At 56.6% G+C, this 12,359-nt stretch carries 11 protein-coding genes and 1 pseudogene; 3 read left to right on the top strand and 9 right to left on the bottom strand.

What is annotated here, in order from left to right; genetic code table 11:
* The 3 genes and pseudogenes from D9X30_RS13465 to D9X30_RS13455 all read left to right on the top strand — a co-directional run.
* On the top strand, window positions 1-267 hold a 267-nt coding region (locus D9X30_RS13465; RefSeq protein WP_153949611.1), incomplete at its 5' end, for an integrase core domain-containing protein.
* Between the two features lie 42 nt (window positions 268-309).
* A pseudogene (locus D9X30_RS13460) lies at window positions 310-861 on the top strand (glycosyl transferase); the annotation flags it as partial.
* A gap of 4 nt (window positions 862-865) precedes the next feature.
* Window positions 866-1,768, top strand: a complete 903-nt coding sequence (locus D9X30_RS13455; protein WP_153950305.1) for a GumC domain-containing protein — start codon at window positions 866-868, stop codon at window positions 1,766-1,768.
* Window positions 1,769-1,858: 90 nt separating this feature from the next.
* Here D9X30_RS13455 and D9X30_RS13450 read toward each other — a convergent pair whose 3' ends face one another.
* The 9 genes from D9X30_RS13450 to D9X30_RS13410 form a co-directional block, all read right to left on the bottom strand.
* Window positions 1,859-3,082 carry a hypothetical protein gene (locus D9X30_RS13450; RefSeq protein WP_153950304.1) on the bottom strand — a complete coding sequence of 408 codons (1,224 nt, stop codon included), beginning with the start codon at window positions 3,080-3,082 and terminating at the stop codon, window positions 1,859-1,861.
* 390 nt (window positions 3,083-3,472) lie between these two features.
* Window positions 3,473-4,594 (bottom strand): DUF1972 domain-containing protein, encoded by a 1,122-nt coding sequence (locus D9X30_RS13445; protein ID WP_153950303.1) that lies wholly within the window; start codon window positions 4,592-4,594, stop codon window positions 3,473-3,475.
* 9 nt (window positions 4,595-4,603) lie between these two features.
* On the bottom strand, window positions 4,604-5,419 hold the full coding sequence (locus tag D9X30_RS13440) for a glycosyltransferase family 2 protein (RefSeq protein WP_153950302.1): 816 nt from the start codon (window positions 5,417-5,419) through the stop codon (window positions 4,604-4,606).
* Window positions 5,419-6,483, bottom strand: coding sequence for an EpsG family protein (locus D9X30_RS13435; protein ID WP_153950301.1), 1,065 nt, complete (start codon window positions 6,481-6,483; stop codon window positions 5,419-5,421). Before D9X30_RS13435 ends, D9X30_RS13440 begins: the two co-directional genes overlap by 1 nt.
* A 64-nt stretch (window positions 6,484-6,547) precedes the next feature.
* Entirely contained in the window at window positions 6,548-7,726 is a 1,179-nt protein-coding gene (locus D9X30_RS13430) for a glycosyltransferase family 2 protein (protein ID WP_153950300.1), read from the bottom strand.
* Window positions 7,726-8,736 carry a polysaccharide biosynthesis protein gene (locus tag D9X30_RS13425; RefSeq protein WP_153950299.1) on the bottom strand — a complete coding sequence of 337 codons (1,011 nt, stop codon included), beginning with the start codon at window positions 8,734-8,736 and terminating at the stop codon, window positions 7,726-7,728. The genes D9X30_RS13430 and D9X30_RS13425 overlap by 1 nt, the downstream gene beginning before the upstream one ends.
* A gap of 12 nt (window positions 8,737-8,748) precedes the next feature.
* Window positions 8,749-10,113, bottom strand: a complete 1,365-nt coding sequence (locus tag D9X30_RS13420) for a lipopolysaccharide biosynthesis protein (RefSeq protein WP_153950298.1) — start codon at window positions 10,111-10,113, stop codon at window positions 8,749-8,751.
* A gap of 6 nt (window positions 10,114-10,119) precedes the next feature.
* On the bottom strand, window positions 10,120-11,250 hold the full coding sequence (locus tag D9X30_RS13415; protein WP_153950297.1) for a DegT/DnrJ/EryC1/StrS family aminotransferase: 1,131 nt from the start codon (window positions 11,248-11,250) through the stop codon (window positions 10,120-10,122).
* Window positions 11,251-11,261: 11 nt separating this feature from the next.
* On the bottom strand, window positions 11,262-12,347 hold the full coding sequence (locus D9X30_RS13410) for a DegT/DnrJ/EryC1/StrS family aminotransferase (RefSeq protein ID WP_153950296.1): 1,086 nt from the start codon (window positions 12,345-12,347) through the stop codon (window positions 11,262-11,264).
* Between the last annotated feature and the right edge of the window lie 12 nt (window positions 12,348-12,359).

Here is a 12,359-nt window from a genome sequence, read left to right as displayed (position 1 = left end):
GAATACCTGAGCGCGGCAATTGTCGATTGGGCCGGGGCATGGGGCATAAAGCTCGAATACATCCAGCCGGGCAAGCCCCAACAGAATGCCTACGTCGAACGGTTCAACAGGACCGTGCGCTACGAATGGCTGTCCCAATATCATTGGGACGATCTGGACCATGTACAACGCGTCGCCACGCAGTGGATGTGGTCCTACAATCACGAGCGCCCAAATATGGCTCTGGGCGGATTTACCCCAAAACAGCGGCTCGCCATGGCCGCGTAGCCTTCCTACTTCTGGCAATTGCTATAAATGGGGGGATTACCCTTCCAGGTCAGCGACCCGTTGATTCTCACTGTGGCATTCGCGATGGTGGGCGCCATCCTAGGCTTCTTTATCTGGAATTTCCCGGCCGGGCATATATTTCTTGGAGACGGCGGCGCCTACCTGATTGGCTTCATTCTGGCGGAATGCAGCATTCTTCTGGTCATGCGTAACCCACAGGTCTCGGCCTGGTATCCAGTGCTGATGCTTGTCTACCCGATATTCGAGACACTGTTTTCGATTTACCGGCGCCGCGTTCTGAAGGGTGTGCCGGCCGGATACCCTGATGGCGTCCATCTGCATACGCTGATTTACCAGCGCCTGATGCGTTGGGCCGTGGGCAGCAAAGATGAAAGGCACATGCTGCGCCGAAATTCAATGACATCCCCTTATCTTTGGCTAATCAGCTTGATGGCGGTATTGCCTGCGACGTTGTTCTGGAACAAGAACATCATTCTGCTGATTTTTATCGGGCTATTTATAGTTCTTTATGTTTGGCTGTACTGGCGTATCGTGCGATTCCAGTCGCCGCGATGGATGATTATTAAGAGATAACTATATGGACATGAAAGTTGCCCCAGCACCGGGAAATAATGGGGACGGTGTGGTCATCACACTTGAGGATGTATTGGGTTTTTTTCGACGTCACGCTGTCAGGATTTTGAGCCTGAGCGTGGTGGGCTTGGCAATCGGCATCTGTGTAACATTCGTTATTCCAAAGCAATGGGAAGCAACGGGTGTACTGCAAATCGGTCAGGTGGCCAACGAAGCGACTACTGTGCCAGTCGGGCCAACGCAGATCGAGCCGATTGCGCGGGCACTTGAGCGACTGAGAATTCCGCAGTTCACGGACGCTGTTCTGAAGAATCTGGGTTTCGCCGTTGGGCCCGATGAAGACGCCAATGCAGCGCTAATTCGCCGTTCGCTCAAGACGACTATATTGGCAGGTACCGATCTTATCCAGTACACGGTGCGAGGTTTTTCTCCCCAGCAGGCCAAACAGGCCGCGGAAGCTATCAGCGTGGAGTTGATTCGCGTACATGCTGGCCTCATGCGCCCGTCCCTGGAGAGACTGAAGGCAGATCTCGCGGAGGTCAGGCAGGGCGTGGACCGTGAAGACAAACGCCGGGAAATGCTGAGCGACCTTGTCAGGAACCAAGCTCAAGGAGGCGTTGCAGGAAAATTCTCGGAAAACGTTCTGCTGAGCGAGATGGTCAATGAAAACGAAAAGGCCCTGCGTTCATTGCGTCTGCGTAGTAACACGTTGCAGGAACTGATGACCACGGAGCGCACTTATAACACGCATCTGCTCGGCCCTGTCGAAACCGGCCGTCGATATGTTTATCCGCGAAAGTCGTTATTCGGAGTTGGCGGTCTGGTGGCTGGTTTGCTTCTCAGCTTGCTCCTCGGCGTGGCCATCGACGCGAAACATCGGCTCAAGAGTCGCACAGGCAACATCTAGTTGTTCGCCTGGCATTGCGTTAGAGCGGCCAGGCGCCACTTCCCCAGTGGAGACAGAGTACTTCAACCCACAGCAGAAATTCGGCCGACCTTATCGGGATCCGGCCCGCGACCGACTGTTCCGTATGCCGGCCGCCATAACGATCATCGACAGGCTGCAGGCGACGATGCACCAGTAGGCATATCGAAAATCGACGGACGGGACCGCCGCAAGTAGACTCGCGAAATAGCCGAGTGCAGATAGATTCAACGCTATTACCTGCATTTTTTCTGACGATGGACGCATCCTTGTTGCCGCCGCAAGCATTACAAAAACCAGCACTAGCCATGTATATGGCTTGAACAACTCGCTGGCTATGCCGCTTTGGCTGCTCATTACATAATTTTCGAGGGAACGTGCCAATTCCGGGCGGAACAGCGAGATTTCCATGTCGTTTTGCATGATTTCCGGCTGCCACACATATGCAGGAGTCATTTGCGGTGAGCGCAGGAAATGCAGGAATGCTTCCCATCGCATTTTTATCGACAGCCAGGGATTTGCCAGCACCGTTTCCCTCCATAGCTTGTGCGTTACCTCGAACGACTGGGAGCTTACGAGGCTGCCGCTCGGATCGTAGCCGCGATCAATAAAGCACAGCGCACGTTCATAAAGAATGGGAAACTGGGTGCAGGCATCAAGATCCGCCTGCTTTATCCAAGGCAGCAGATTTTGCCTAGTCTCGGCCGAGATCTTGGCGATCTCATCGCCCATGAGAAGGGTTTCATAGTGCTTCCGTTCTGCCTTCAAGACGTGATAGCTGACGACGTTGGAGAAACCCCAGAAAGCAACCGAAGTAACCACCGCGATCAGGAATCCTAAAATCACGCTGGGTCGACGCAGATGAAACATCGAAGCAAGAAAGAGGAGTGGTGCCGTGGCTAGAATCGCATTATGGCGTACAGCAAACGCATAAAAAAGAAACGGGAGACCCAGGAGCGCGAGACCGCGCCGTCTTTCGGGATTGAACAACAGCCCACTGGCGATCAGAAGTGAGAACGCCATACCTACGTCCTTCCACAAGACCCCCGCGAAGTTAATAATCCAGGGGAGGAAAAACATGGCCGGAACCAGCAGCGAGAATCGAGAACTGACCAGATTCAGTTGCCAGACGAAAATGCCGGCGACCAGCAGTATCAGGTGAAGGACGAGCAGACTTTGCGGACCGGAAACCACGCTCAGGCAAAGGTGCCACACATACGACATGATCGGCGGGTGGCTGTCCGCATAGCTCTGTGCCATGGCGCTGCGATATTGGGTAACCGAATCATAGGACATGAATCCGGGAGCGAAGCAGACCCAAATAACCAGCACCAGCGCTGCGGTGGCGATGACGCCCCCGAGAAGCGAATAACGTCTATATGATGTGGGAGGGGATAGGGTGTCGATGAGTAGAGGGCGCATTCGCGAAATCATGCGTTGGAGGTCAGAATGACGCCAAATATATGCTGCGTCTGAAATCGTTCGCCAAAAATGAAGTGGCTGCCAATCGGCACGACTAGAAGGGCGGGTGCCACCAAAGGATAGATTTTAACAAGCTGAACACGTCGCAGCACCCATACCCAGGCGAGCGAGTTCAGGCCGTACAGTTCCGCTTCATTAGCACTAACCCTGAACAATATCTGGCCTATCGCCAAACCGCCGACGCAAAGAACTGCCGTTTGCTTGTCATCGACTCGCCTGCAACAGGCGCTCGATCACGCCGTCGTATTCATCGAGGATGCGGCGCCACAAGAATTGATCGACGCAACGCTGACGGGCGGCGGCGATCATGCTTTCACGCAGCGCCGGCGCCGGCGGATTATCCAAGTGGACTGCCAGATCCTTGGCCTCCTTGAAGAACAGTCCTGATGCGTCGCCGCCCATCACCCAGCGATTGAACGGATTCTCGTGGGCAACAAGCAATGCACCAGCTGCCATAGCCTCAATCAGTGACGGATTGGTACCGCCCACCGAGTGGCCATGGATATACAGGCTGCTGCGCCTGCGCAGTTCATTAAGTACGGGCGCGTCATAGACGCCGCCCGCAAAATGGACGTCGGGATGCGCCGCGCGGAGCTGTCGCCCATAGTCGTTGATTTCGAAATTTCCGAGCACAACCATTGGGAGTTTCTTCGCACTACGCTCGAAGGCGTCAAGCGTCACATGAATCTGGTTTTCTGGCTCAGGACGCGCAACCACCAGAGAAAAACTCTGATCCGGGTATTGGTCCAGCAGCGGATGCGAGAGTCTGCTGCGATCGCCGGGCTCCAGTGCATCGTCGTCTACGCCGTAGGCAATCATTGTAGATGCCTTGCCGAGTTCTTCCTGCAGGTAACGCTGGATTTCAGGATGATCGGCGATCAGGATATCTGCCTGACGTGCTGCAGAACGCTCGTTCATGCGTAGCCAGATGCGGGCAACGCGGCCCCACTTTTCGCGCCGCCATTCGATGCCGTCCATATTGACTGCATGTCGAATTCCCTTCTGCTTGAGATAACGCTGGAAAATTCCCGTGCCGTATCCAAATATTAAAGCGACGGAGCCTGGGGGGACTTCCTTAAACGAACGCCAGTCATACTCGATAGTCCCCAGTGGACCACTGCGGCGAACAGAAACAAAGCGTCGCCTGACGCCCAACCAGCGATCTTCCGTGGTGCCAGATGGATTGACCGTGGGGTCATCATTGCAGAACACAGTCACGTCGTGGCCCTGGCTTGCCAGGTGGGGTGCGAGGACTTCGACAAGGCGTTCGAATCCGCCGTAGCGATTTGGAATGCCTCGTACACCAATCAGATAAACGTTTGCCATAGTCCTGACTTAGCGAAAATACCGTCCGCGCAGGACGTCACTTATGATTCGGAGGAGCCCAGCCATGCCGCCAAGGCAAAAGCGAGGGACGCCAGAGGGCCAAGGGGATTTCAGGAGTACCTGACGCGCGGCGAATTCGCCCTTGCGCATCTTCCAGATTGCGCCGGACAATCCGCCGCTGGACCCGACGGGTCGATAAACAATGGATAGTTCCTCGGGCAGAAACTGGATCCGCGTGTCCGCCTGCACGTAGCGAAGTAGGAAACACCAGTCTTCGCAGTGCCGCAGCCTCACCATGCCGAGCCTGCGTTCACGCCGGATCACGAGAGCCGGCGTGACGACCGGATTCAGAATGGCGATCCACCAGCCGAATGGTAACCAATGACTTAGCCACCCCGTCCAAAGGCGGGCCAGCTTACCATATTTAGGCATGCCCTGGACACCGTGAAACAACAGGTCTACGGGGCCGTTGTCAAGTTGCTGGATAACGTGATCTATTTTCTCGGCTGTGAATGCGTCATCGGAATCCAGAAAGGCAATATGGGTAAAGCGCGCCCGTCTGATGCCGAGATTTCGCGCGGCCTGCGGCCCGCGATTGGATGGAAACCGGTAGGAACGGATTGCAACTCCGTGCGCATTCGTCGCAGGAAGCAATTGGCGCAGATCGTCGGCTGAGCCATCGTCAACAACAATAATCTCGACGCGATCGAGATGGCTGGTCCGGACTGAATGGCAGGCCCGCAAGACCATGTCGAGACGGTTGAGCGTGGGAATGACGACCGAGATGCCGCTTGGTCGTGCGGAAGCAGCAAATTGCATATTCATCAACCGATGAAGGGAAGCTCGCGCATATACGTCGATCCACCGGCCCAGGCAAGGAGGATGGTGACATTCATGGCACAAAGAAAAATAAAATGCCTTCTGGTGTCGACGTGTTTCTCTAGGGTGGCGCTGAGCGTGAGGAAAAGGATCACCGGATACATGCCGTAGATGAAGCGGTATCCAAAATAGGGCAGCGCCAGGAACGGCACGCACACGATCGCCATGCGCATTGCCACCGCGTAGTATCGGTCATCGACGACGGTTCGAATGGGAACGTCAGGCAGTCGGCTCATCAGTGGCGCAGCCAACGCTGCCACGACGCACGCAAACGACAGGATTCGAATCCAAAGCTCAGTGTCTTCGTGTGCTAGATACTTGTTAATTTCGTATAGAAACCGCGACACGAACGGAAGTTCTACAGAGCTGTTCAGCGAGTGAATGACCAGGGCCAACAAGCCTGCAATCATTGTCAGAAAGACCCCCCAACGCTGACGCGCTAGCAGATACCCAAGAAGTACTAGACCCGCGCTGGGGTGAAACAGCATTGCCAGTGCGCTAAAGAGGAATGTGAGCAGCGAGCTGACCGGCGCCAGCGAAACCGCAAGCACCATCAATCCCACGGATAACCCCTGGCGCAGCGCGTTGGTGGACAGTTCGATGCCGACTAGCGACAGCAGCAACGCCGAAATGTAGCAAAGGCGCACCCGCCAAGGCGCCAGAAAAAACAGGGCGGGCAGCACTACCAGGAAAATCCACACGGCTGGCAGCAGTTCGGTATCGCAGCTGCCAAGCATTGAAAAATTCAGTACTTCCGTAGCAATCTGGAAGCTCGATTCTCGGTCCGTGATGAGGCTGCCTTTGCAGAAGTCGGAGAATATCTCGGCATAGGCCGCCGTATCCACGCCAAATTGCAGGCTACGGAAGCACATCATGACGATGATGAACACGGCGGCAGTCACCCCGCCCACCACATGTGGCGCAGGTTGGCGTACGTTGAGCAGAAGCAGGCTGATGCCCGACGACAGCCCAAGCATCGCTGCAAGCAGGACGATCTCGGTCAGAACCATGATGCAGTCCGGTCCGGCCGCGGCAAAACCTTGCGCGGTATATTAGTTATCAGTGGACGACGCTTCATGAACCGCTCTTCGTCAGTTCGAGCTTCTTGTCAAATTTCCGGATATATTGCGAGGCAGCTTCGAAAGCCTGTTCCGTGTCGAGAACGCCGTGCAGTACAACACTGTTTTCGGGCTTGAAACGGTTCAGTTGGCGTTGAACGAGCGTGCGGGCGATGCGGATGACCTCGCGCACCGTGGCGCAGGCAAACTCGACTGCCGTAGTCACATAGCCGCTCTTACGTGCATGCTGTCTCAGGCATCCCATCACCATGCCCTTGTATTGGGGATCGCTAATCAGGCATCGCAAGTACAACATCGAAAAATCGGCCTTGCCAAGCCACTGCGGTTTGTCCTCGACACCCTTCAACAGTGAATATCCCCACACAGTGGGGACGCTGTAATATTCGGGCACGCGTTCATCCCATACGAGGTTCTTGAAGGCGCCAATGTGAGGGTTGTCACGCAGCCCCCCCACGTGCCGCCCACGCGCGCTCTTGCCAGAAGTGCTGCCGGCACATGCTCCAGGAACCACGATCGGAAAGTCGACGCGATAACTTTTCTGGCTCTCCATTGAAATGAGCGCAGCGCTGTAGATGTCCGGACTGACCCCGCCGAACAGCGGGCCGTGCGCCGAGTGAATTCGTTCCACGAGCCGGCGCGAGATCATTCCGGCGTAGGCGCGCGGCATGCCAAGCACGCCAGATCCCATGTTGCGCAATGCAGCGGCGAGCTCCGCCTTTGCGTCGAACGGTGTAACGCTTCCATTGAATTCGCTGACCACGAGCGTGCTGCCCTGGGCTTTCCAGCGCGTGGTACTGGCAAAGGTCGGCCAGTAATACAGCATCGGGAAACTGAAGCTGAAGGCGTCCACATTATTTTCGATGCCCCACTGCGCAACCTCTGTAATCTGTGGCGATACTAAATCGTCATCCCCGATAAAGGCCAGGTATTCGCCGCTGGCATGGCTCAGCGCGAAGTTGAAGTTGTCGACGACACTGAGCGGCTCGCCGGGACGAAGCAACTTGAGCCGCGTGATATCCTGCCCGGCGAATGCGGGCGTGATTCGGTCCTCGCTGCTGGTGTCGCTGACAACGACCTCAAGCTCATCGGAAGCAGCCAGTACAGCGCGGATCGTCGAAACTGCACATTCCGGGCGGCCGTGCGTGGGGATGATGACCGATACCAGAGGGCGCATCAGCTCTTCACCTCTTCCTGCACGTAGGACAACGTCAGCAGAAGTTTCTTGATCTGTTCGACGTTTAGACGTTCCGTATTGTGGGAGGTATAGTCGTCGACATCGTTTGCGTCCGGCTGTCCTTCCACAATGAACTTGTCGTAGTTGAGGTCGCGATTGTCAGCGGGAACGCGATAGTAGCGGCCCATGTCCTCGGCCTTGGCCATTTCCTCGCGCGATACCAGCGTCTCATAGAGCTTTTCACCGTGCCGCGTACCGATGATATCGACCTTCGCGTTGCTCTTGAACAGTTCCTTGATGGCCGTGCCCAGATCCTCGATTGTCGACGCGGGGGCCTTCTGCACGAAGATGTCGCCCTGGGACCCATGCTGGAACGCATGAAGCACCAGATCGACGGAGTCTTCCAATGACATCAGGAACCGGGTCATCTTCGGGTCGGTGATTGTCAGCGGCTTGCCGGCCTTGATTTTCTCGATGAAAAGTGGGATGACGGATCCACGGGACGCCATGACGTTGCCATAGCGTGTGGCGCAGAGTACCGTGCCGCCGTCGCGGACGGTACGCGACTTTGCGACCATGACCTTTTCCGCCATGGCCTTGGAGATTCCCATGGCGTTGATCGGATACACCGCCTTGTCGGTGCTGAGAACGACCACGCGCTTGACCTTGTTGGCAATCGCGGCATTCAGGACGTTCTCCGTTCCTACCACGTTCGTCAGAGTAGCCTCCATAGGATAGAACTCGCACGACGGGACCTGTTTCAATGCCGCAGCGTGGAAAACATAGTCCACGCCTTCCATGGCGCGGGCCACGCTTTCGTAGTTGCGCACGTCGCCAATGTGGAACTTGACCTTGCGGTTGTTGATTGCAATCCGCATGTCTTCCTGCTTCTTTTCGTCGCGGCTGAATACGATGATTTCCTTGACAGCCGAATGGAGAAAGCGATTGAGAACCGTGTTGCCAAACGAACCGGTACCACCGGTGATCATCAGGACCTTGTTATCGAACATAGTGCAAATCTCTCAGGAGTTTTTAATCAGAAACTGGCCAACAATCGCAATCGCCACGAGCGGTATCACAAGCTGCAATGTGAGGATGGCCGAATATCGTGCCGCAACGCGAACCTTTTCCAGTGCCAGTGCGCGCGTCCAGCTGACGAGCGTGGAAACGGTGTGATAGGCAGCATAGATGTAGCAAACACCGTCGACACTCTGCCGGTATGCCGCGAATGCTGTAAGCGCCAGTGTCACGACACTCATCGCGATCGACGCCACAGCTTGAAAACGGAGGTCTTTGGCGTAAAGCAGGAACGTGTAGGGTATATAGCCAAACGCGCCGATCACAAATCCCGGCAAGAGAATTTTCACGTAGCGCGATATTATGCTGTTGTCGTGGCCATGGCCCATCCAGAGGCCAAGCAGGGGATCACGCGCCAGCCAGAATACTAGGCACGGCAGCGAGGAAATGAGGATTGTGCAGAGTACGAACCTCTGGACGGTCGATTTGGGAAAGTCGGCACCCGCGAAATTCTGGTTCAGTACACGAGGCTGGAAATACTGGCTGACCGGCCCACCCAGCAACGAGAGCGGCACCATGCATACAGTAGTAGCCAGGAAATAGGGCGCCACGCTGTTTGCGGATATCAGTCCAGACACCAGCGGCTTGTCGAGTTGGGTGACGGCGGCCCCCGCAGCCGAGAACAGCACAAGTGCGCGTCCTTTTTTGATCAGTTCCCACGCGTCACGGAGTGTCGGATTAGCCAGAAGTGAGCGATCCGTCGCGCTTTTGGTCCAGAACTGAATGCAGCGCTTGCGTGTGACCAGGGCCTGTACGATGGCGAACACGAGTTGGGTCGCGATAAACGCAGCTATCGTGCTGGACACGGCAGCGAGCACATATGCGGTCGCACCGGCTCGAATTGCCACGCCGACGAGCTGGATCGTGCTGGCAGCAGCGTATTCTCGACGTGCCAGCATGGCGCCGTAGTACATGTTCTGCAGCACCAAAACCCAAAACAATACAATGGCGCCAATGACCGTGAACCAGTCGACGCTCGGAAATGACCCAAATGCCCACAGGAAAACGGCAATCGGCAGCAGCAGTGCGTAGAAGGCTGTCAGGCTCATTTCCGCAGTGCGGACGAGGGATGCCAGCGCATTGGGGCTCGAATCCGCCATGGCGATTTCGCGGCCAACCAGCGTCGACATGCCGAGGTCAAGCATGATCAGAAGGCCCTGCAGCGACAGGATGACGGCCACCATCCCGAAGGCTTCAGCACCAAGCAGGTGTCGGTAGTAAGGCAGGAAAATAAACCCCACCAGCACTGCTGACACCTTGCCGGCATACAGCATCACCATGTCGAGCGCAGCGGCACGGAGCAATTTCATCGAACCTCAGGCAGTCAGGGTACGGGCGGCTGCCTGTGCGCAGACATTGCCGATGGTATCAACGTCGGTGTCATCGAGCCACCAGCCGCAGGGCAGGCCGACAATATGCTGCTGCAGATAAGCAGTGTGTGTGTTCGGGCCCATCTTCATCGCGTGGAATCCACTATACGTATCATTCCGATGATGCAGGATGGATGCCGAGACGCCGTGGTCCTTCAGGTGCTGAAGCAGTGCATCCCGGTTATCCGCGAGGCAGAGCATGACCCAGTAGGCCGGATCAGTACCAGGTCGGGACTCCAGCGGCGTTATGCCCGCAACTCCGGCGAGGCGGGCTTTGAGCCGCTGAACGTTGGCGCGCGCGCGATCCACCTTCTGGCTGGCAGACTCCAGCTGTGCGTGGCCCAGCGCGGCGCACAGATTGTTCATCGTGTACGCCCACCCAATTTCGGGGATATCGGCGAGCGGGTTGATTTCACCTTGCGCCGTGCGGAAGTTAGCCGCATGGATGCCGAAACGGCGCAGCTGCCGCGCGCGTTCCGCCATACCGGCCGACTTGCAGATGAGCGCGCCGCCTTCTGTGCAGTTGATCTGGCGATTGGGGTAGAACGAAAAGATGGCGAAATCGCCATGACCTCCAACGTGTGCGCCATCCTGCGTGGCAAACAATGCATTGTCGCAGTCCTCAAGAAACGCGATGCCACGTGCCTTGCATAGTTCGGCCATTTCCCGGGCGGGTCCGGGATAGCCGGCTACGTGATACATGATGGCGGCCTTGGTGCGCGGCGTAATTTTTCGCGCGGCGTCCTCCACGTCCATTTCCACTGACCGGGGACGAACATCAACCCATACTGGCGTCGCGCCTGCATGCGAGATCGCTGCGTTGGTCGACATGCAGGCAAACGCCGTAGTGAGGACTTCGTCGCCCGGACCAACGCCCGCGAGGTGAAGCGCGAGGAAGACAGCATTCGTCATGTCGTGGGTACTGACCACATGCGGCTGCCCGACGATGTCGCCAATGCCGTTTTCAAATTTGCCGACGTACTCGCCGCTTGCAATGCGTCCTGAGCGCAGTACTTCCTGTGCCGCTGCCTCCATTTCGGGCGTATGCACGACACCAAACAGGGGAATCTGCTTCAATTGCTATCTCCTCAGCCCTTTCTGATAACGTCGACGATCCGGGCACGGTCCTCGTCGCTCACCCACCAGCCGCAGGGGATATGCAGCAGGCGTGTATAGAACGTGTCGAGTCCAGGCAAGTCGCACCGAGAATCGGCAAAAATGCTATGCAGGCTGTTGGGGCGATGCAGTTTGGATGCCGAGATGCCCGCACTATTGAGTGCTTTTTCGACGCTGTGGCTATCGTCGCACAAGAGGGTATAGATCCAGTAGCTTGGTACGGCGTCCGTGTCGCAGCGTGCGAAGTCAATGCCGCTGATCGAGCTCAATTCTGCATCGAAAAATCTTCCATTTTCGACATGCCGATCGAGAATCGCCGAGATGTTCTGCAGTTGTACCAGGCCAATCGTGGCGTTGACGTTGTTCATGTTGTACTTGTAGCCGACGCTCGTGATATCGACTTCCGTACGCGGTACTCCCTTCAGCATGCCGAACCAGCGGAACTTCTTTGCCGCCTCTGTCTGGGAAACGTCGGCAAAAGTCAGCAACCCACCGTCGACGGTGGTCATATGCTTGATGGCCTGGAAGGAATAAATGCCATAGTGCCCGATCGTGCCGATGGGGCGGTTCTGGTAGCTGGCACCGAGTGCGTGCGCGCAATCCTCGATCAGGGCCACGCCGTACTCGTCGGCAATGCGCTTCAGTTCGGCGAGTCGTGCCGGATATCCGGCATAGTGCACGCAAAGGATTGCCTTTGTCCGGCTTGTGATGCGCTGACGAACCGAGTCGGGGCACATATTGCCGGATGCGGGGTCGACGTCCGCCCAGACCACCTTGGCGCCGTTGTACAGGATCGACGTATTGGTGGGTTCGGCTGTCATCGGGGTGGAGATCACCTCGTCCCCCGGGCCAACGCCGGCCAGCGTGAGTGCAGCGTGGAGCGCCCCAGTCCCGCTGCTCATCGCGAGCGAATGCTCCAATCCAAATTTCCGGTTGAACTCAGCCTCGAACTGATAGACGGATTCGCCTTCGGCAATCATTCCGCTGTACAGGACAGTTTCCAGTGCGGGCATCAGAGCCGATTTCGGTGGCATTGCAACCTTGACGATCGGAATCATGTGCGAATTTCC

This window comes from Cupriavidus sp. U2, assembly GCF_009663685.2.
Lineage (GTDB): Bacteria > Pseudomonadota > Gammaproteobacteria > Burkholderiales > Burkholderiaceae > Cupriavidus > Cupriavidus necator_C.
Note: the sequence above shows the minus strand (reverse complement) of the source record. Positions and strands in the feature narration are given on the sequence as shown.